Raw genomic sequence first — 19,257 nt, 5'->3', positions numbered from 1 at the left:
CGGGAGAAAGCGGTGGGGTTGCCCATAGTAGGCAAAACCGCAGCACTTTGTGTCGAGACCGCTCAGCCCCCGCGGCTGCCCCCTGCGCGCAGGCTCGCCGGCCACTCCACCACCGCCTCCAGCCCGCCCTGCGGATGGTTGCGCAGCACCAGCCGCGCGCCGTCCTTCTCGGCCAGCGCGCGGGCAATGGTCAGGCCCAGGCCGGCGCCGCCGGTTTCACGCGAGCGCGAGGTCTCCAGCCGCACGAACGGGTCGAACACCGCCTCCAGTTCGTCCCCGTCCAGGCCGGGCCCACTGTCGCGGATCCGCACGATCACCCGCTCGGCGTCCTGCTCCACGCTGACCCGGGCCGACTGGCCATAGGTCACCGCGTTGTCCACCAGGTTGGAGAACAGCCGGTGCATGGCCAGCGGGCGCAGCATCAGCACCGCGCCGCTGGGCTTGTCGAAACGCACGTCGGCGCCGGCTTCCACCGCATCCTCGACGATGCTCTCCAGCAGCGAGTCCAGGTCCAGTGCCGCGCGTTGCTCGGCGCTCTCGGCACTGCGCGCCAGTTCCAGGCCTTCGCGGATCAGCGCCTGCATGGCGGCCAGGTCGCCTACCAGGCGCTCGCGCAGCGCTTCATCGGCGACGTTCTCCAGCCGCAGGCGCAGCCGGGTGACCGGGGTCTGCAGGTCGTGGGTGATGGCGGCCAGCATCTGGGTGCGTTCGCCAAGGTGGCGCTGCAGGCGCTTCTGCATGGCATTGAACGCTTCGGCGGCACGACGCACTTCCAGCGGCCCGGTCACGGGCATCGGCGCGCCCTGCAGGTCATCGCCCAGTGCAGCGGCGGCCGCGGCCAGGCGTTGCAGCGGCGCGCTGGCCATGCGCGCCACGATATAGGCCAGCACCGCGATGGCCAGCACCAGCAGGGTCAGGAACAGCGGGTCCACGGCCAGGATGCCGTTGTGCGCCACCGCCGGCGAATCCAGCGCCAGCTGCAGCGGCGTGCCGTCGCTCAGGCGCAGCGACACCATGCGGCAGCGAGGCGGAATGAAGGCCGGGTCGCGCTCACGCGGCGGGCCGGTGCGCGGCTTCTTCGGGTGCGGCAGCTCGGGCAGCGTGGGCAGGCAGGAACGGAACGAGGTGAAGGCCACCTGGCTGCTCGACACCGGCCCGGGGCGATCGTCCAGCACTTCCATCAGGGCCGCGTCCGGGCGCCCTACCCGGGCACCGGGCGGCAGCCGCCGCACGCTGGGGCCACCGCTGTCGAGCAGGCGCTCACGCAGTTCGGGGTTGCCATCGAGCAGGTTGACGTAGCCTTGCAGCCGGTCGGCAATGCGGTTGAGGTTCTGCCGCTCGAACTCCTGCTGGCGCTTTGAACTAGCCAGCATCGTCGCGCCGATCGCGGCCACGCTCATGCCCAGCAGCAGGATCACGAACAGGCGCCCCACCATCGAGGCGAAGAACCGGCGCAGGCGATTCATTCCAGGGTCACTGCCGTGGCCAGCACATACCCTTCGTTGCGCACGGTCTTGATCAATCCGTCGCTGCCGCCGTCGTCGGCGAGCTTGTTGCGCAGCCGGCTCACCTGCAGGTCGATCGCGCGGTCCTGCGACTCGTAGCTGCGGCCACTGCTGAGTGCCACCAGCTGCTCACGCGACAACACCTTGTTGGCATGCCCGACAAACACCCGCAGCAGCCGGAACTCCGCCCCGGACAGCACCACCACACGGCCATCGGGATCGAGCAGGTGGCGATGCTCCAGATCGAAGATCCAGTGCGAGAACCGGGCGCGGCGAATGGCCAGCGGTTCCAGGTTGGCCGGCAGCGCTTCGGTGCGGCGCAGCACGTTGCGGATGCGCGCCAGCAGCTCGCGCGGTTCGAACGGCTTGCCCAGGTAATCGTCGGCGCCCATCTCCAGACCCAGCACACGGTCGATCGGCTCGCTGCGCGCGGTGAGCATGATCACCGGCGTGTTGGAGCGCGCGCGCAGGTCGCGGCACAAGGTAAGCCCGTCTTCGCGCGGCAGGTTGAGGTCGAGCACGATCAGGTCCACGTGCTCGCGTTCGAGAACCTGGCGCATGCCATGGCCGTCGCCGGCCGTGCTCACCTGATAGCCGGCACGGCCCAGTTGTTCGGCCAGCAGCTGGCGGATGTCGTTGTCGTCGTCGACGATCAGCAGTCGATGCATTGGGTTGGGAGTCTCCATGCAGCCATGATCCCCTGTCGGGAGCTGAACCGCATCCAGTGGTTTACGTACACGTGTTTCAAAGGCCGCCACGGACACACAACGACACACACCGGCCCCGGTCTGGTTACGCCGCGACACACGGCGAGTGTTGAGCGTTCGACAAGCGGTCTTCACAATGCTGACAACGCCGCACACCGGCCTGCCGAGTAGACGATCATCGTGAAGCCCCGCCTGCCCACCACCCGTCGCGGCCGTGTGCTGCTGTTGATCATCGTGATTGCCGTGCTGGGTGCGATTGTCGCATGGTCCCTGCGCAAGCCGGCCGCACCGGCCCTGGCCACCACGCCGGTCAGCCGCGGGGACATCGAACAGACCGTGGAAGCCACCGGGGTGATCGACGCCTACAAGCTGGTCAGCGTGGGTGCGCAGGCCTCGGGCCAGATCAAGTCGCTGAAGGTGCAGCTGGGCGACAGCGTCAAGCAGGGCGACCTGATCGCCGAGATCGACGCGACCACCCAGCAGAACCAGGTGCTCAACGCGCAGGCCACGCTGGACCAGGTCAAGGCCCAGCGCTCGGTGCAGCAGGCCAGCCTGCGGGAAGCAGAACTGGAATTCGCCCGCCAGCAGCAGATGCTGGCCGCCGAGGCCACCTCGCGCGCCGAATACGACGCCGCCGACGCGAAGCTGAAAACCGCCCGTGCCCAGATCCAGTCCTACGACGCACAGATCAAGGGCCGCGAAACCGAACTGGGCACCGCCCGCGCCAACCTGGCCTATACCCGCATCACCGCACCCATGGACGGCACCGTGGTCGCGGTGGTGGCCGAGGAAGGCCGCACCGTCAACGCCAACCAGACCGCGCCGACCATCGTGATGCTGGCGCGGCTGGACCTGGTCACGGTCAACGCCGAGGTGTCCGAGGCGGACGTGGTGAAAATCAAGGCCGGCATGCCGGTGTACTTCACCACGCTGGGCGAGCCGGACCGCAAGTACCACGCCACCCTGCGCCAGGTGAACCCGGCACCGTCGTCGATCGCCAACGACAGTGCGTCCAGCTCCAGCTCGTCCAGTTCCAGCGCCAGCAGCGCGGTGTACTACAACGCGCTGTTCGACGTGGAAAACCCCGACGGCACGCTGCGCATCGACATGACCGCGCAGGTGTCGGTGATGCTCAAGCAGGCCAAGGGCGTGCTAACCATTCCGGCCGTGGCCCTGGGCCCGAAGACCCGCGATGGCCAGTACATGGTGCGCGTGGCCGATGCCGACGGCATGCCCACGCCGCGCAAGGTCAAGATCGGCATCAACAACGGCGCCACGGCCGAAGTGCTGTCCGGGCTGAAGGAAGGCGAGAAGGTGGTGGTGGGTGAAGGTGGCGCTGCCACCGGCGGCAGCGGCAGTGGCGGCCGCGGCGGTGCGCAGATGCGGATCGGTGGCCCGGGCATGGGCGGACCGCGTCGATGACCCCGGCATCCACCGGCACGCCGCTGCTGCGGCTGCGTGACCTGCGCCGGGAGTTTCCGGCGGGCGATGAAACCATCGCGGTGCTGCGTGACGTCAACCTGGACATCGCCGCCGGCGAGATCGTCGCCATCGTCGGCCAGTCCGGGTCGGGCAAGTCCACGCTGATGAACATCCTCGGCTGCCTGGACCGCCCGACCCGTGGCAGCTACCAGGTGGCCGGCCGTGAAACCGGCAGCATGCTGCCCGACGAACTGGCCGAGCTGCGCCGCGAGCATTTCGGTTTCATCTTCCAGCGCTACCACCTGCTGGGCGACCTGGACGCGCGCGGCAACGTGGCCGTGCCGGCGGTGTATGCCGGCAGCCCCGGCCCGGTGCGCACCGCGCGCGCCGAACAACTGCTGCAGCGGCTCGGGCTGGGCGACCGCATGAACCACAAGCCCGGCCAGCTCTCCGGCGGCCAGCAGCAACGCGTGTCGATCGCGCGTGCGCTGATGAACGGCGGCGAGGTGATCCTGGCCGATGAGCCGACCGGCGCACTGGACACCAAATCCGGCGAGGAAGTGATGGGCATCCTCGGCGAGCTGCATGCCGAAGGCCACACCATCATCATCGTCACCCACGACATGAGCGTGGCCGAGCATGCCCAGCGCATCATCGAGATCCGCGACGGCGAAATCATCGCCGACCGTATCAACGACAAGGCACCGAGCTACCGCGCGCAGCGCCAGCCGACCGTGGCCGCCGGCAAGGGCCACAGCTGGCGCGCCGCGCGTGATCGCTTCACCGAAGCGTTCCGGATGGCGCTGCTGGCGATGAACGCGCACCGCCTGCGCACCTTCCTGACCATGCTCGGCATCATCATCGGCATCGCCTCGGTGGTCTCGGTGGTGGCGATGGGCAATGGCTCGCAGCAGCAGATCCTGCAGAACATCAGCGCACTGGGCACCAACACGATCGATGTGTATCCCGGGCGCGGTTTCGGCGACATGCGCTCGGCGCGGGTGCAGACACTCAAGGCCAGTGACGCCGACGCGCTGGGCCGGCAGAGCTACATCGACAGTGCCACGCCCAGCGTGTCCTCTTCGGTGACCGCGCGCTACCGCAACCAGTCGGCCACCGCGCAGGTCAACGGCGTGGGCGAGCAGTTCTTCCGGGTCAAGGGCGTCACCCTGATCGCCGGCAGCTTCTTCGACACCGATGCGGTGCGCAGCCTGGCCCAGGTGGCGATCATCGATGAGAACACCCGCACCCAGTTCTTCCCCAACGGCGAAGACCCGGTGGGCCAGGTGATCCTGCTGGGCAACGTGCCGGTACGCGTGGTCGGCGTGGCGCAGCGGCAGAGTTTCGGCTTCGGTGGCAGCACCAGCCTGAGCGTGTGGGTGCCCTACACCACGGTGATGTCGCGCATGCTGGGCCAGAGCCATGTTTCCAGCATCACCGTGCGCGTGGATGACGCCACTCCGATGGATGCCGCGCAGTCGGCGATTTCCAAGCTGCTGATCATGCGGCATGGCACCGAGGACTTCTTCCTGAGCAACAGCGCCGAGATCCGCCAGACCATCGAGCAGACCACCCGCACGATGACGCTGCTGATCAGCGCCATCGCCGCGATCGCGCTGCTGGTGGGCGGCATCGGGGTGATGAACATCATGCTGGTGTCGGTGACCGAGCGGACCCGCGAGATCGGCGTGCGCATGGCCGTCGGCGCGCGACAGAGCGACATCCGCCAGCAGTTCCTGATCGAGGCGGTGCTGGTCTGCCTGCTGGGCGGCCTGCTCGGCGTCGGCCTGTCGCTGGTGGTCGGCTGGCTGTTCGGCAAGTTCGCCCCGGACTTCCAGATGCTGTTCTCGACCGCATCCATCGTGGCCGCGTTCGCCTGCTCCAGCCTGATCGGCGTGGCGTTCGGCTTCCTTCCGGCGCGCAATGCCGCCCAACTTGATCCCGTGGAGGCGCTGGCGCGCGAATGAAGACCCCTACTTTCCTGCTTGCCCGCCTGCGTCCGCTGGCGCTGGCCTGCGCCGCCACCGTGTCGCTGTCGGCGTGTGTCAGCACCGGCCGCTACCAGGTCGATGCACCGGCGGTGCCGGCCAGTTACGGCCGTGGCGATGCCCGTTTGAACACCCCCACTCAAGCTGTCACCGAACAGCCGCATGCGGCGACCTCGGATGTGCGCAGCGATGCCTGGTGGACCCAGTTTGGTGACCCGGGCCTGGACCGCGTGATCGACCGCGCCCTGGCCGCCAACACCGACCTGGTCTCGGCCGGGCTGGCGGTGCAGCGTGCGCGCCTGCAGGCCGGGCTGGCCGACAACGCGCTGTGGCCGCAGCCGTCGGGCAGTGTCAGCAGCAGCGGCAACCGCCCGATCGACCAAAGCGCGGACTGGAACCGCGGCAGCTCGGCCGGCGTATCCCTGCAATGGGAGATCGACCTGTGGGGGCGCCTGCGCACCCAGCGTGACATCGCCCAGTGGGAAGCCCAGGCCAGCCAGGAAGACCTGCAGAATACCGCCCTGCTGGTGATCAGCGACGTGGCCACGCAGTACTGGACGCTGGCGTTCCTCAACCAGTCCATTGCCGCCGGCCAGGCCAACCTGGACCGCCTGCAGCGCACCCGCGAGTTGGTCCAGGCCCGCTTCGACGCCGGGGCGGTGTCGCGCCTGGAAGTACGCCAGGCAGCCCAGAGCCTGGAGGCCCAACGCGCCGCGCAGAGTGCGCTGGAGCAGCAGCGTGTCGCCGCGCGCAATGCGCTGACCGTGCTGCTGGACGGCCAGCCGCTGGCGCTGTCCGAGGAGCCGCAGCAGTTGGCGCGTGTGGGCAGCCCGGTGGTCGCCGAAGGCCTGCCGGCCGATCTGCTCGGCCGACGCCCGGACCTGCGCGCGGCCGAACTGCGCCTGCGCAACAGCCTGAAGACCATCAAGGTGACCGCCACCCAGTACTACCCCGCGCTCAGCCTCACCGGCAGCGTCGGCACCGGCGCCACCTCCCTGTCGGACGTGCTGAAGAACCCGGTGGCCACGCTCGGTGCCGGGCTGTCGCTGCCGTTCCTCAATGTGCGCCAGGCCCAGTTGAACACCCGCCTGGCCGGTACCGACTACCAGATCGCCGCCAACGGCTTCCGCCGCACGCTGTACACCGCGCTGTCGGAGGTGGACAACGCCCTGTCGGCCCGCACGCAGTTCGCCACGCAGGTGGCCGCCTCGCAGGCGTCCTACGACGAAGCGGTTGCGATCGAGAAGATGTACGAAGTGCGCTACCGGGTAGGCGCCACCGACCTGCGCACCTGGCTCGAAGCGCAGCAGACCCGACGCGATGCGGAGCTGTCGCTGGCCTCGGTAAGGCAGCGACAGTTGATCAACGACGTAACCTTGTTCAAGGCATTGGGCGGCAGCGCAGGCTGACATCCGGAGGTAGAGCCGACCGTTGGTCGGCTACCAACCCACCCCGGTAGAGCCGACCGTTGGCCGGCTGCCAACCCACCCGGTAGAGCCGACCGTTGGTCGGCTTTCGACCCACCCGGTAGAGCCGACCGTTGGTCGGCTTTCGACCCACCCCGGTAGAGCCGACCGTTGGTCGGCTTTCGTACCCCGCGTAGAGCAGCCGACCAACGGTCGGCTCTACCCCCTCGCGGGGGCGGATTACAGGCCGCGCTGGCGCACAGCCTCGAACAGGCTCACGCCGGTGGCCACCGACACGTTCAGGCTTTCGATGTCGCCCGGCATCGGGATCTTGACCAGGCCATCGCAGTTTTCGCGGGTCAGACGACGCAGGCCGTCGGCTTCGCCGCCCAGCACCAGCGCCACGTTGCCCTTCAAATCGATCGAGTACAGCGAGGCAGTGGCTTCACCGGCCAGGCCATAGATCCACACGCCCAGCTTCTGCAGGTCCTTCAGGCAGCGCGACAGGTTGGTCACCGCCACCACCGGGATGCGGTCGGCCGCACCGGCCGAGGTCTTGCGCACGGTGGCGTTGACCGTGGCCGACTTGTCCTTGGGAATGATCACCGCAGTGGCACCGGCAGCCGCCGCGCTGCGCAGGCAGGCGCCCAGGTTGTGCGGGTCCTGCACCTCGTCGAGGATCAGCAGCAGGGCCTTGCCCTCGGCGGCCTCGACCAGGCCTTCCAGTTCGTTCTCACCGTAGGTACGGGCCGCCTGGTAGCGCGCCGCCACGCCCTGGTGGCGCACCGAACCGCCCACGCCATCCAGCGCCTGGGTGTTGACCTTGCGCACGTCGATGCCCTTGCGGCGCGCGTTCTCTTCGATTTCCACCAGCCGCGGATTCTTCGCGCTGGCTTCGATCAGCACCTCGCGGACGTTCTCGGCATCGTTCTCGATCGAAGAGGCGACAGCGTTGACGCCGACGATCCACTGGCTTTGCTTGCTCATTGCGGGGGCACGACCGGTACAGGGGGTGGTAATGGTAGAGCATCAAGGCCCCGCCTGCCCCGCCGGGCGTTCACGCCGGAGCCCCGACCCTGCGGCGCGGCGCCGTCAGGGGGTGTCGTGGTCGGGGTGCTGGTGGCTGACCAGGCCCTGCAGCAGGGCCATCTCGGGGTCATCCTGGTCGCGGATCACGCGCAGCGACCCCAACGTATCCACGAACGGCAGCTTGGCCTCGGTGCCGTATTGCACGGTCGGCGGCAGGCGCGCAGGATCGTCAAAGGCCCCGGCAGCAACGGCCATGCCGTCCGGCGCTTCGTAGGTCAGCGGCGTGCCGCAGTCGGGGCAGAAACCCCGCTGGACCAGATTGGACGAGGCAAACCGGCGCGGCTCGCCCCGGGTCCAGGTGAATTCGACGGTGCGCACCGACACCAGCGGTGCGTAGTAAGCGCCGAAGGCCTTCTGGCACATCCGGCAATGGCAGATCGAACTGTCGGTGAGTTCGCCGCGAACGTGGAAGCGGATGGCGCCGCACTGGCAGCCGCCACTGTATTCGGGGAGGACGGGCATGGGTGCGCTCCGATCGGGGTAGGCATGGTGCCGGTGGACGCGTGCCAACCAATGGTCGGCACCGGCACCTACCGGGTGGCCGGGGTAGCGCGGGTGCCGCAGGGCGGCCGGTGTCCGCGCCCTGGCGTACCGGCCGGTGGCCGGTACGCCGGTCTTTCAGTACTTCTGCTTCTTGCGCTTGGCTGGCTGGCCACGCGGCGGCAGTTCGTCCACCTCGTCGCCCTGCTCCTCGACCAAGCGGAAGTCGATCTTGCGCTCTTCCATGCTGGCCTTGAGCACCAGGATCCGCACGCGGTCGCCCAGCCGGTAGGCCTTGCCACGGCGTTCGCCGCTGAGCGTCTTGCGGGTGGCATCGAACTGGTAGTAGTCGTGCGGCAGCTGGGTCACGTGGACCAGGCCGTTGACCTTGGATTCGTCCAGTTCCACGAACAGGCCGAAACTGGTCACGCCGCTGATCACACCGTCGAACTGGCCACCCACGTGCTTTTCCATCCACGCGGCGCGGTAGCGTTCGTCCACTTCGCGCTCGGCCTCGTCGGCCCGGCGCTCGCGTTCGGAGCACTGCAGCGCCAGCGCGGCCATCTCACGCGGCGAGTAGGTGTACTTCTCGGCCGGTGCGCCGCTGAGCGCATGCTTGATCGCACGGTGCACCAGCAGGTCGGGATAGCGGCGGATCGGCGAGGTGAAGTGCGCGTACGCATCCAGCGACAGACCGAAGTGGCCCTGGTTGTCCGGCGAATACACCGCCAGGCTCTGGCTGCGCAGCAGCACCGATTCCAGCAGCGCCGCATCCGGGCGCTCGCGCACCTTCTTCAGCAGCTTGGTGTAATCGCCCGGCTGCACTTTCGACCACGGCGGCAGGCTCAGCTTGAATTCCTTCAGGAACTCCAGCAGGTCCTCGAACTTGGCTTCCGGCGGCTTGGCATGGTCGCGGAACGGCGCCGGCACCTGCTTGTGCAGCAGGTAGCGCGCGGCCTGCACGTTGGCGGCGATCATGCATTCTTCGATCAGCTTGTGTGCATCGTTGCGCACCAGCATGCCGGCCTGGGTCACTTCGCCGGTGTTGTCGAGCACGAAGCGCACTTCAGACGATTCGAACTCGATCGCGCCGCGCTTGGTACGGGCCTTGGCCAGCACCTTGTACAGCTGGTGCAGGCGCTCGACCTGCGGCAGCACCGCAGCGATTTCCTTGCGCACTGCCGGGTCGTTTTCACCGACCGCCTGCCAGACCTGGTTGTAGGTCAGGCGGGCGTGCGAATTCATCACCGCTTCGTAGAAGCGCGAATGGATCACCTCACCGTCGCGGTTCACCTGCATGTCGCAGACGAAGCACATGCGGTCGACCTTGGGCATCAGCGAGCAGATGCCGTTGGACAGCGTCTCGGGCAGCATCGGCACCACGAAACCCGGGAAATAGACCGAGGTGGCGCGCTTCTGCGCTTCGTCATCCAACGGCGTGCCGGGGCGGACGTAGTTGGACACGTCGGCGATGGCCACCACCAGGCGGAAGCCTTCGGCATTCGGTTCGCAGAACACCGCGTCATCGAAGTCCTTGGCATCCTCACCGTCGATGGTCACCAGCGGCGTGCTGCGCAGGTCCACGCGGTTGCCCAGCATGGCCGGCTCGACCACCAGCGGCACCGAGGCGGCCTCGTTGAGCACCTCCTGCGGGAACTCGAACGGCAGTTCATGGCCGTGGATGGCGGTTTCCACGATCAGCGAGGCGGTCAGCTTGTCGCCGAGCACCGCGATGATGCGGCCGATCGGCGGGCGGCGGGTATCCGGGGCCTGGGTCAGCTCGCAGACCACCAGCTGGCCGTCGCGGGCGTCGCCGGTCTGGTCCGGCGGAATCTGCACGTTGCGCTGCACCCGCTTGTCGTCGGGCACCACGTAGTTGATACCGAACTCGACGCTGAAGCGGCCGATCAGCCGGGTCATGCCGCGCTCGAGCACGCGGGCGATGCTGCCCTCGCGGCGGCCGCGGCGATCGATGCCGGTCACGTTGGCCAGCACGCGGTCGCCGTGCATGACCTTGCGCATTTCATACGGCGGCAGGAACAGGTCGTCCCCGCCCTCCACCGGACGCAGGAAGCCGAAGCCTTCCGGGTTGGCGATGACCACGCCGGTGATGAGGTTGGTGGCCTGCACCGGGGCGAAACCGCCGCGGCGGTTCTGCACCAGCTGGCCATCACGCACCATCGCGCCCAGGCGCTTGCCCAGCGCGTCGGCGCGGTCGGGTTCGGTCAGGCCGAGGTGGATGCCGATTTCCTCGGCGGTCTGCGGGCCGTCGCAGCGGTCCAGCAGCTGCAGGATGGCTTCGCGGCTGGCGATGGGCTGCGCATAGCGCTCGGCCTCACGCGCGGCATGGGGGTCGATCACGTTCATGTCGGCAGCAGTCGGGTGCGGGCGGCGACGGGTCGGGATCGGCCCGCCGGCATCCGGCTTGGGGCCGGACCGCTTGCCACCGCGCGGCGGCGCTGGGGTGTTCATTGATTCGGGCATCCACGGTGGCAGCTTGCCGGCCTTCTTGGCGGCAGCGCGGGGCTTGCCCGACGGACCGGCAGCCTGCTTGGGCGCCGGGGACTTGGGGGCTTTCGCGCCCTGGGTCGGTTTCTTTGGTTTCATTGGCCTCCATGGTAACCGCTGACAGTGTGCAGAACCGGTCATGGGCGCGGCATATGCAGGTTTGTGAAGAATTTTCGCAAAACCGTTGACAAGCTCCGGCAGCATCTTCACAATTCGCCTCCTGAGTCGCCCAGGTGGCGGAATTGGTAGACGCACTAGCTTCAGGTGCTAGCGGGGGCAACTTCGTGGAGGTTCGAGTCCTCTCCTGGGCACCATGACTCAGAAAATGATCAAACCCGCGCAAGCGGGTTTTTTCGTTTCTGGCGTCGGCGCATTGCAACCAGGCCCGATCAGGCCTCGGGATCGTAGTAGCGGCGGGCCAACCCTGCCCGTCCCGGGAAGTACTTAAACCAGGGCCGGGCCGCGTCGATCACCGCAGCCACCGCCACGTGCGCCATCAGCCGTTCCACATAGGCAGACAGTGCCACGTGCGCCTCCGGCACTGGCACGTAAGCCACCGCATAGAACAGCGCCGGTGCCGCAGCGCAGTCGGCCAGGGTGAACGCCTCGCCGGTCAGCCAGCGGCGCCCCGCGAGCTGGCGATCCAGCAGTGCATGGCTGTTGAGCAGGGTGGCCCGCGCCGCTGCCGTGGCCTGTGCATCGCCCTGCCCGTCCGGCTGCAGCAGCGCAGCGGTCAGCGCCTGCATCGGGGTCATGACGTAGAAGTCGCAGAACCGATCCCAGAACCGTACTGCCAGCGCCTGCGCCGGATCCGGCGGAATCAGCCACGTACCTGCGGCGGCATGATGGAGCTGGAGGTGCTCGATGATGATGCTGGTCTCACCGATGGGCGTGCCCTGCTCGACCAGCAGCGGCATCTTGCCCAGCGGCCACAGCGCCCGGAACGCTGCGCGCTCGACCGGGTCGCCGAGGTTCAACAGCCGGGCGTCCAAGGTGACGCCGAGCACGTCGGCGGCGATCAGCACTTTCTGGCAGCACGAGGACAGCGGATGGAAATGCAGGATCGGGGTTTCCATGGGAACGCCTTGCTGCCGGGTGGGCCGAGTATTTTCAGGGTCCACCACCCGGGTCAAGCCGCGCCGCGCCAGTGGCCAACGCACCCTGCGCGTTTGCGGCGCCGGAATGCATTGACAGCCCTGCGATGCATCCGCATAATTCGCCTCCTGAGTCGCCCAGGTGGCGGAATTGGTAGACGCACTAGCTTCAGGTGCTAGCGGGGGCAACTTCGTGGAGGTTCGAGTCCTCTCCTGGGCACCACGACTCAGTACATGATCAAACCCGCGCAAGCGGGTTTTTTCGTTTCTGCGGTTCGATAGTGTGGGTGTGGCATGCACGATTGCCCGATGTGCAGCGCGACGATCCGGCAGCGCGCGATGATCGAAATTTTCCGCGACATGCTGTTGACACATTCGTGGTTCTCCCGCAGAATTCTCCTCCTGAGTCGCCCAGGTGGCGGAATTGGTAGACGCACTAGCTTCAGGTGCTAGCGGGGGCAACTTCGTGGAGGTTCGAGTCCTCTCCTGGGCACCACGACTCAGACAATGATCAAACCCGCGCAAGCGGGTTTTTTCATGTCTGGGGTTTGGGGGGGGTTTCTTTCTTTTTAGAAGCGAAAGCCAGAGCTGGAGCCAGAGCTGGAGCCAGAGCCAGAGCTGGAGCCAGAGCGTTGGTTCTGCGACTGCTGCGGATTGGGCGGGGGTGTGTGGGTTCGCGGGACACGTCGTGAATCCATCCGTGGAGGCTCGTGAGCGCCATCCATGGCGCCCAACGGTCCCGCGAACCCACACACCCCCACCCCAGATAGTGCCCCGGTGGCCAACGTAGAAGACCCAACGCGGTAGAGCCGACCGTTGGTCGGCTGCCTTGCTGCCTCGCTACTTATTACTTGCTACTTGCTACTTGCTGCCTGCTGCTTTGCTGCTTTGCTCTTGGGCTCTTGGACTCTTGGACTCTTGGACTCTTGGACTCTTGGGCTCTTGGGCTGTTGGGCTGTTGGCCGTTCGCTCTTCGTCGCGCACCGACTCACTTTCAAGGGCGGGTACGGGTGGGTTGGCGGGACCGTAGAGCGCCATGGATGGCGCGAACGAGCCTACAGGGACGTACTTGCGGCGTGTCCCGACAATCCACCCGTACCCGACCAAGCCAAGAGACATACAGACGATGCGCTATTGCTCTGCTGTTGCTCTGCTCTGCTGTTGCTCTGCTCTGCACGCGCTCTTCCCAGCCAACATGAAAAAAAACCCCGCCTTTCGACGGGGTTTTGTTCGTTTCAGTTCAACCGCGGATCAATGCCCGCCGGCCGAGGCTGCACCCGCGCCTGCACCGAACGGTGGCTTGGCCAGCCACAGGAAGGCGATGATCGCCAGGAAGATCCAGCCCAGCAGGAAGAAGATGTCGTTGAAGCCCATCTGCGACGCCTGGTGGTTGATCATGTTGTTCAACGCCGCTGCCCCGTGCTGCAGGTCGCCCTGCCCCATCGCCGCCACCTGCTCCTGCATGCCCGGCTGATACGCCGAAATGTGCTCGGTCAGATCCGCGTGGTGCACCTGCGTCCGGCGCGCCCACAGCCACGTCGTCAGCGACGCCGCGAAACTGCCGCCCAGCGTACGCAGGAACGTCGCCAACCCCGAACCCGCCGCGATCTCGCGACCGTCCAGGTCCGACAGCAGAATCTGCAGCACCGGCATGAAGAACAGCGCCACACCAATACCCATGATCAACTGCACGCCTGCCACGTGGGCATAGTCCACCTGCAGGTTGAAGTCCGAGCGCATGAAACTGGTGAACGACAGGAACACGAACGCGAACGACGCGATCATGCGCATATCGAAGCGCGAGGCGTACTTGCCCACGAACGGCGTCATGATCACCGGCAGGATACCGATCGGCGCCGTCGCCAGGCCTGCCCAGATCGCCGTGTAGCCCATGTCGCGCTGCAACCACTGCGGAATCAGCAGCGACACACTGAAGAAGGCCGCATACGCCACCACCATCGCCAACGTGCCGGCGCGGAAATTGCGGTGCCGGAACAGCTTCAGGTCGACGATCGGGTCCTTGTCGGTCAACTCCCAGATCAGGAACACCGCCAGTGCCACCACCGCCACGCAGGCCAGCACCACGATCTTGGTCGACGCGAACCAGTCTTCGTCGTTGCCCAGGTCAAGCACCAGCTGCAGCGCGCCCACACCAATCACCAGCGTGATCAGGCCGACGTAATCCATCTTCGGCTTCTCGATGTGCTCCGGCCGCCCCTTCAACTGGCTGCCCACCACCATCGCCGCGAAGATGCCCAACGGCACGTTGATCAGGAAGATCCATTCCCAACTGTAGTTGTCGGTGATCCAACCGCCCAGGATCGGGCCGCAGATCGGCGCCACCACCGTGATCATCGCCAGCAGCGCCAGCGCCTGCCCACGTTTCTCGCGTGGGTAGATCGACACCAGCAACGACTGCGTGATCGGATACATCGGGCCGGCCACGAAGCCCTGCAGCGCGCGCGACAGCACCAGCATGCCCATGCTCTGGGCCAGGCCGCACAGCAGCGAGGTGATCACGAACGCCAGCGTCGCCCAGACGAACAGCTTGCGTTCGCCGAAGCGGCGACTGAGCCAACCGGTCAGCGGCAGCGCGATCGCGGTGCTGACCGCGAACGAGGTGATCACCCAGGTGGCCTGCTGCGAACTGGCACCGAGGTTGCCGGCGATGGTCGGCAGCGACACATTGGCGATGGTGGTGTCGAGCACCTGCATGAACGAGGCCATCGCCAGGCCCACGGTGCACAGGGCCACACTCGGTGGCAGGAAGCCGGCGGCCGCACTGGGCGCCGCCGGTGCGCCCGGACTGCCGGGCGCGGCTGGAGCTTGGGCGGACATGGTGACCTCAGCTCGCCTTGGCCTGCTGCGGCAGGTTGCGCTGGATGATCGCGTGGATCGCGTCATCGGCGCTGTGCAGCTGCTTGGCGTAGACGTCGGTGTCGAACACCTGGCCCTTGGCGGCCTGGGTCGGCAGCACCGTGCCCTTCTGGTCGCGCAGGCTCACTTCGGCCTTGATCGACAGGCCGATGCGCAGCGGGTGCTCGGCCAGCTGCTTGGCGTCGATGGCGATGCGCACCGGCACGCGCTGCACGATCTTGATCCAGTTGCCGCTGGCGTTCTGCGCCGGCAGCAGCGAGAACGCCGAACCGGTGCCCAGGCCCAGGCTGTCGATGCGGCCCTTGTAGGTCACATCACCGCCGTACAGGTCCGAGCGCAGCTCCACTTCCTGGCCCAGGCGCATGTGGCGCAGCTGGGTTTCCTTGAAGTTGGCTTCCACCCACATCTGTTCGGTCGGCACCACGGCCATCAGCGCGTTGCCCGGCTGCACGCGCTGGCCCACCTGCACCGAACGACGGGCGACATAGCCCGACACCGGTGCCACGATGCCCGCGCGGGCATTGTTGAGGTACGCCTGGCGCAGCTGCGCCGCGGCCGCCTGCACGTCCGGCTGGGTGGCGATCACGGTGTCATCGACCAGCGCGTTGTTGCGCTCGAAAGTCTCGCGCGACCCGGCCACGGCCGCTTCGGCGGCGGCCAGCTCATCACGGGCGTGGGCCAGTTCTTCGTTGGAGATCGCACCGCTGGCGGCCAGGCCCTTGCGACGGTTGAAGTCGTCGCGGACGCGCTTGAGGGTCACCTGGCGGGCATTCAAGTCCGCCTGGGCACCTTCCACGCTGCGGTACAGACCGCGGGTCTGGCGCACGGTCTTGGCCAGGTTGGCTTCGGCCTGCTGCAGTGCCACTTCGGTGTCGGCCGGGTCCAGCTGCACCAGCAGCTGGCCACGCTCCACGCGCATGCCGTCATCGGCATTGATCGCCACCACGGTACCGCTCACCAGCGGGGTGATCTGGACCTGGTTGCCCTGCACGTAGGCGTCGTCGGTGTCTTCGAACCAGCGGCCGAACATGAAGTACCACAGCGCCAGTGCCGCCAGCAGCAGCACCACGATGACCAACAGGCCGCGCAGCAGCTTGCCGCGACGGGACGGAGCTGCCGGGGCGGCAGCGGGAGCGGATGTCTGGCTCATGGGATGTGTCTCAGGAATGCGTGGAATCAGGGGCGGTGGCGAGCGTGGCGGTATCGCCGGACGGGGTGAAGCCACCGCCCAGCGACTGGCTCAGCCGCACCGAAACAAGGATCTGCCGGGACTGCAGTTCGGCCAGCCGCTGCTGGGACACCAGCAACTGCTCTTCGACCACCAGCACCTCCAGGTAGCTGCCGATGCCGGCGCGGTAGCGCTGCTCGGCCAGGTCATGGGCGGCGCGGGCGGTGTCCACCGCCTGCTGCTGCGCGGCGGCCTGGGTGGCCAGCGAGCGCACCGCGTTGACCTGGTCGGCCACGTCGCGCAATGCGTTCACCACCGACTGGTTGTAGTCGGCCACGGCCAGGTCGTACTGGGCGTCGGTCTTGTCCAGGTTGGCGCGCAGGCGGCCGCCATCGAAGATCGGCAGGCTCAGCGCCGGGCCGAGGAAGGCGAAGGTGGAGCCGCTCTTGAGCAGCTGGTCCACTTCACTGGACACCACCCCGCCCAACGCGGTCAGGTTGAGGCTGGGATAGAACTGGGCCTTCGCTGCGTGGATCTCGCGGTGGGCCGCTTCCACGCGCCAGCGCGCGGCAACGATGTCGGGGCGGCGGCCCAGCAACGCACTCGGCAACACGCCGGGCAATTGCAGTGCCAGCGGATTGAGCACCTGCGGGCGCTCGATCTGCAGGCCGCGGTCCGGGCCCTGCCCGACCAGCGCGGCCAGCGCGGTGCGGGCCTCGTCGATCTGCTGCTGGGCGGCCTGTTGCTGCTGCTGCGCGGCCGGAATGCGCGCTTCGGCCTGGCGGGTCTGCAGGTCGCTGTCGATCCCGGCGCGGCGGCGTTGGGCGGTCAGGTCCAGGGTCTTCTGCGAGCGCGCCAGCTCTTCGCTGGCAACGTCATGCAACGTGTAGGCATAGCCCAGCTGCGCATACGCCTCGGCGATGGCCGCCGACAGGTTCAGGCGTGCGGCCTGCGCGTCCACTTCGGCGGCATGGCCGCTGTCCACGGCCGCTTCCCAGGCGGCGCGCTTGCCGCCCCACAGGTCGATGCCGTAGCTGAAACTCAGGTAGGCCTGGCCGCTGCCGGCATAGCTGCCACCGAGTTCGTCGCCGACCATCGATTCGGGCAGGCGGACACCGGTGTACCCGCCGGAGGCGGACACACTGGGCAGGCGCTCGGCGTGGGCGGTGCCGATCCGGGCACGGGCCTGGCGCAGGCGCGCATCGGCGGCGTCCAGGCCCGGGTTGCGCTGCAGGCCTTCGGCGATCAGGGCGTCCAGCTGCGGGTCGCCCAGTGCACGCCACCAGTCGGCGGCCGGCCAGCCGGGCTGGCTCAGGCCGGCGGCAGACAGGGTGCGCTGGGTCTGCAGGCTGTCGGCATCCAGCAGCGTGGCCTGCGGCTGCAGGCCACGGCTGCTGGCACAGGCGGCCAGCGCCAGCGCGAGCACCGATACCAGCACCGGGCGCAGCGGACGCAGCGGACGCAGCGAAGAAGTGCGATCAAGGGAGGAGGTCATGGCGTAATCAACGAGTCACGTACACGGGTCATGAGGGAAAGCAGCTGGGCGCGCTCGTCGGTGGACAGGTCGCGCATGGCGTCATCGATGGTCTGGTCGCCGCGCTGCTTCAGCCGGGCCCACAACTGGCGGCCTTCATCGGTCAGTACGATCTGCAGCGCCCGGCGGTCCTGGGCATGCGGCTCGCGCCGCACGCAGCCCATGGCTTCCAGCTTGTCCAGCAGGCGGGTCACCGCGCTGGGCACCTGGTCCAGGGCCTGGGCCAACTCGTTGGCGGTACACGGGGCCTTGACCGCGAGCACCTTCAAACCGAGGTAGTGGGTGAAACCAATGCCGAGGTTTTCCTCAGCCATCGACGTGTCGAGCTGACGGACAAGGCCGTCGCGCACCTGGCGCAACAGCAGCCCGAAGCTGGGAGGAGTGGTTTCAGGGCAGATCATCATGGGACGGCACTTTACTTCCAGAAAATATATTTCTCAATGGAAATATTTAATCTGGAACCAAATGCTGTGTTGCAGCAAAGCGGGTAATGCAGCGGTGTGTCGATCGGGTGGTCACCTTAATGGCCGGGTCAGGTGGCCCGGTATTACAATCTGGACAATGAATAACGTTTTCAGGCCAGAGGACGCCATTGCCCTCCCTCCCGCCAAGGTGCGGCACGACGTGCTGGACTGGCTGGAACGCGACGACGGCCTGGCCGTGCTGGGGTTCCAGATCGAGAGTGCGCGCGGGCTCGACCGCGAGATCGACTGGCACCAGCATCGCCGCGCCCAGCTGATCAGCGTTGAAGCCGGGCTGCTCAACATCCGCACCCGCCATGGCAACTGGTCGTTGCCGCCCGGGTGCGCCGGCTGGATGCCGCCGGGCGAGCCCCACACGGTGGGCATCTCCGGTCCGCTGCGCGGCTGGGGCCTGATCGTGTCGGCCGACATGGCCCACGACCTGCCCGACCAGCCCTGCGTGGTGGCCATCTCCGACCTGCTGCAGGCGCTGGCCATGCGGGTGATCCGCTGGGCGCCCGCCGCCGCGCCCGACCTGCGCCAGCAGCACATGATCGAGGTGCTGCTGGATGAAATCCGCAACGCGCCACGCCAGCGCATGCACCTGCCGATGCCGCAGGACCGGCGCCTGCTGCGGATTGCCTCGCAGCTGATCGCCAACCCGGCCGACGGCCGCAGCCTGGAACAGTGGGCGCACTGGGCCGGTCTGTCGCCGCGCAGCCTGACCCGCCACTTCCGCGACGAAACCACGCTCAGCTTCGCCCAGTGGCGCCAGCAGGCCCGCCTGGCCGACGGCCTGCGCCGGCTGTCCGATGGCCACAGGGTGTCCGATATCGCCCACGAACTGGGCTTCAGCAGCCCCAGCGCGTTCGTCACCGTGTTCCGCCGGCACTTCGGCTGCCCGCCCGGGCGCTATCTGGCGCGCAGCGGCCAGCCCCTCAATCCAACGCGCGGCTTGGCATCCCCGGCCGCATCCGGATAATCGACCGCCTGCGAGGGCGACAGCCGTCGCCGTCCC

Annotated in this window: 14 protein-coding genes and 3 tRNA genes; 7 read left to right on the top strand and 10 right to left on the bottom strand. The window is 67.6% G+C overall.

Translation table 11 applies throughout. From position 1 onward, the window contains the following. Nucleotides 1–62: 62 nt before the first annotated feature. Both ABIA71_RS00285 and ABIA71_RS00280 read right to left on the bottom strand, forming a co-directional pair. A complete protein-coding gene (locus ABIA71_RS00285) occupies nucleotides 63–1,466 on the bottom strand; it encodes an ATP-binding protein (RefSeq protein ID WP_354282216.1) in 1,404 nt (467 codons plus the stop codon). Next, complete coding sequence (locus ABIA71_RS00280) at nucleotides 1,463–2,191, bottom strand: response regulator (RefSeq protein WP_137189022.1); 729 nt, start codon at nucleotides 2,189–2,191, stop codon at nucleotides 1,463–1,465. Before ABIA71_RS00280 ends, ABIA71_RS00285 begins: the two co-directional genes overlap by 4 nt. A 201-nt stretch (nucleotides 2,192–2,392) precedes the next feature. Here ABIA71_RS00280 and ABIA71_RS00275 point away from each other — a divergent pair, with 201 nt between their 5' ends. From ABIA71_RS00275 to ABIA71_RS00265, 3 genes are read left to right on the top strand one after another with little or no spacing between them, the layout of a single operon-like run. Continuing rightward, a complete protein-coding gene (locus ABIA71_RS00275) occupies nucleotides 2,393–3,634 on the top strand; it encodes an efflux RND transporter periplasmic adaptor subunit (protein WP_354282214.1) in 1,242 nt (413 codons plus the stop codon). After that, the gene (locus tag ABIA71_RS00270; RefSeq protein ID WP_128096814.1) at nucleotides 3,631–5,601 is read left to right on the top strand and encodes a MacB family efflux pump subunit; all 1,971 of its coding nucleotides are present in this window, start codon (nucleotides 3,631–3,633) and stop codon (nucleotides 5,599–5,601) included. The genes ABIA71_RS00275 and ABIA71_RS00270 overlap by 4 nt, the downstream gene beginning before the upstream one ends. Then, the gene (locus ABIA71_RS00265) at nucleotides 5,598–7,031 is read left to right on the top strand and encodes a TolC family protein (RefSeq protein ID WP_354282212.1); all 1,434 of its coding nucleotides are present in this window, start codon (nucleotides 5,598–5,600) and stop codon (nucleotides 7,029–7,031) included. Before ABIA71_RS00270 ends, ABIA71_RS00265 begins: the two co-directional genes overlap by 4 nt. Before the next feature lie 237 nt (nucleotides 7,032–7,268). Here the strand turns inward: ABIA71_RS00265 and rlmB are convergent, their stop codons facing one another. From rlmB to rnr, 3 genes are all read right to left on the bottom strand, one after another. After that, nucleotides 7,269–8,015 (bottom strand): 23S rRNA (guanosine(2251)-2'-O)-methyltransferase RlmB, encoded by a 747-nt coding sequence (gene rlmB / locus ABIA71_RS00260; protein WP_038689409.1) that lies wholly within the window; start codon nucleotides 8,013–8,015, stop codon nucleotides 7,269–7,271. A gap of 105 nt (nucleotides 8,016–8,120) precedes the next feature. Continuing rightward, nucleotides 8,121–8,579: a GFA family protein gene (locus ABIA71_RS00255; protein ID WP_354282210.1), complete on the bottom strand. Its 459-nt coding sequence runs from the start codon at nucleotides 8,577–8,579 to the stop codon at nucleotides 8,121–8,123. 156 nt (nucleotides 8,580–8,735) lie between these two features. After that, the gene (gene rnr, locus ABIA71_RS00250) at nucleotides 8,736–11,204 is read right to left on the bottom strand and encodes a ribonuclease R (protein WP_354282208.1); all 2,469 of its coding nucleotides are present in this window, start codon (nucleotides 11,202–11,204) and stop codon (nucleotides 8,736–8,738) included. Nucleotides 11,205–11,332: 128 nt separating this feature from the next. On the opposite strand from rnr, the gene ABIA71_RS00245 reads away from it, so the two are divergent. Continuing rightward, a tRNA-Leu gene (locus ABIA71_RS00245) sits at nucleotides 11,333–11,419 on the top strand. 75 nt (nucleotides 11,420–11,494) lie between these two features. Here the strand turns inward: ABIA71_RS00245 and ABIA71_RS00240 are convergent. After that, nucleotides 11,495–12,181, bottom strand: a complete 687-nt coding sequence (locus tag ABIA71_RS00240) for a glutathione S-transferase family protein (protein WP_354282206.1) — start codon at nucleotides 12,179–12,181, stop codon at nucleotides 11,495–11,497. Nucleotides 12,182–12,335: 154 nt separating this feature from the next. Between ABIA71_RS00240 and ABIA71_RS00235 the strand changes: the two genes are divergently transcribed. Both ABIA71_RS00235 and ABIA71_RS00230 read left to right on the top strand, forming a co-directional pair. After that, nucleotides 12,336–12,422 (top strand) — tRNA-Leu (locus tag ABIA71_RS00235). Between the two features lie 186 nt (nucleotides 12,423–12,608). Continuing rightward, nucleotides 12,609–12,695 (top strand) — tRNA-Leu (locus tag ABIA71_RS00230). Between the two features lie 755 nt (nucleotides 12,696–13,450). On the opposite strand, the gene emrB is transcribed toward ABIA71_RS00230, so the two are convergent. The 4 genes from emrB to ABIA71_RS00210 are packed head-to-tail and all read right to left on the bottom strand — an operon-like array spanning nucleotide 13,451 to nucleotide 18,179. Next, a complete protein-coding gene (gene emrB / locus ABIA71_RS00225; protein WP_128095537.1) occupies nucleotides 13,451–15,037 on the bottom strand; it encodes a multidrug efflux MFS transporter permease subunit EmrB in 1,587 nt (528 codons plus the stop codon). A gap of 7 nt (nucleotides 15,038–15,044) precedes the next feature. Beyond that, nucleotides 15,045–16,226 carry a multidrug efflux MFS transporter periplasmic adaptor subunit EmrA gene (emrA, locus tag ABIA71_RS00220; RefSeq protein ID WP_128095538.1) on the bottom strand — a complete coding sequence of 394 codons (1,182 nt, stop codon included), beginning with the start codon at nucleotides 16,224–16,226 and terminating at the stop codon, nucleotides 15,045–15,047. A 10-nt stretch (nucleotides 16,227–16,236) separates the two neighbouring features. Then, nucleotides 16,237–17,739 carry an efflux transporter outer membrane subunit gene (locus tag ABIA71_RS00215; protein WP_354282204.1) on the bottom strand — a complete coding sequence of 501 codons (1,503 nt, stop codon included), beginning with the start codon at nucleotides 17,737–17,739 and terminating at the stop codon, nucleotides 16,237–16,239. After that, entirely contained in the window at nucleotides 17,736–18,179 is a 444-nt protein-coding gene (locus tag ABIA71_RS00210) for a MarR family winged helix-turn-helix transcriptional regulator (protein WP_128095543.1), read from the bottom strand. Before ABIA71_RS00210 ends, ABIA71_RS00215 begins: the two co-directional genes overlap by 4 nt. 160 nt (nucleotides 18,180–18,339) lie before the next feature. Here ABIA71_RS00210 and ABIA71_RS00205 point away from each other — a divergent pair, with 160 nt between their 5' ends. Next, complete coding sequence (locus ABIA71_RS00205) at nucleotides 18,340–19,221, top strand: AraC family transcriptional regulator (protein ID WP_354282202.1); 882 nt, start codon at nucleotides 18,340–18,342, stop codon at nucleotides 19,219–19,221. Nucleotides 19,222–19,257 lie beyond the last annotated feature (36 nt).

It is taken from the genome of Stenotrophomonas sp. 2619 (assembly GCF_040548725.1).
GTDB lineage: Bacteria > Pseudomonadota > Gammaproteobacteria > Xanthomonadales > Xanthomonadaceae > Stenotrophomonas > Stenotrophomonas maltophilia_AP.
Note: the sequence above shows the minus strand (reverse complement) of the source record. Positions and strands in the feature narration are given on the sequence as shown.

What these genes read in the sequence shown, in the direction of transcription:
- ABIA71_RS00285 (WP_354282216.1), bottom strand. Translation starts at nt 1,466, where the DNA reads ATGAATCGCCTGCGCCGGTTCTTCGCCTCGATGGTGGGGCGCCTGTTC.
- ABIA71_RS00280 (WP_137189022.1), bottom strand. Translation starts at nt 2,191, where the DNA reads ATGGAGACTCCCAACCCAATGCATCGACTGCTGATCGTCGACGACGAC.
- ABIA71_RS00270 (WP_128096814.1), top strand. Translation starts at nt 3,631, where the DNA reads ATGACCCCGGCATCCACCGGCACGCCGCTGCTGCGGCTGCGTGACCTG.
- ABIA71_RS00265 (WP_354282212.1), top strand. Translation starts at nt 5,598, where the DNA reads ATGAAGACCCCTACTTTCCTGCTTGCCCGCCTGCGTCCGCTGGCGCTG.
- rlmB (WP_038689409.1), bottom strand. Translation starts at nt 8,015, where the DNA reads ATGAGCAAGCAAAGCCAGTGGATCGTCGGCGTCAACGCTGTCGCCTCT.
- ABIA71_RS00255 (WP_354282210.1), bottom strand. Translation starts at nt 8,579, where the DNA reads ATGCCCGTCCTCCCCGAATACAGTGGCGGCTGCCAGTGCGGCGCCATC.
- rnr (WP_354282208.1), bottom strand. Translation starts at nt 11,204, where the DNA reads ATGAAACCAAAGAAACCGACCCAGGGCGCGAAAGCCCCCAAGTCCCCG.
- ABIA71_RS00240 (WP_354282206.1), bottom strand. Translation starts at nt 12,181, where the DNA reads ATGGAAACCCCGATCCTGCATTTCCATCCGCTGTCCTCGTGCTGCCAG.
- emrB (WP_128095537.1), bottom strand. Translation starts at nt 15,037, where the DNA reads ATGTCCGCCCAAGCTCCAGCCGCGCCCGGCAGTCCGGGCGCACCGGCG.
- emrA (WP_128095538.1), bottom strand. Translation starts at nt 16,226, where the DNA reads ATGAGCCAGACATCCGCTCCCGCTGCCGCCCCGGCAGCTCCGTCCCGT.
- ABIA71_RS00215 (WP_354282204.1), bottom strand. Translation starts at nt 17,739, where the DNA reads ATGACCTCCTCCCTTGATCGCACTTCTTCGCTGCGTCCGCTGCGTCCG.
- ABIA71_RS00210 (WP_128095543.1), bottom strand. Translation starts at nt 18,179, where the DNA reads ATGATCTGCCCTGAAACCACTCCTCCCAGCTTCGGGCTGCTGTTGCGC.
- ABIA71_RS00205 (WP_354282202.1), top strand. Translation starts at nt 18,340, where the DNA reads ATGAATAACGTTTTCAGGCCAGAGGACGCCATTGCCCTCCCTCCCGCC.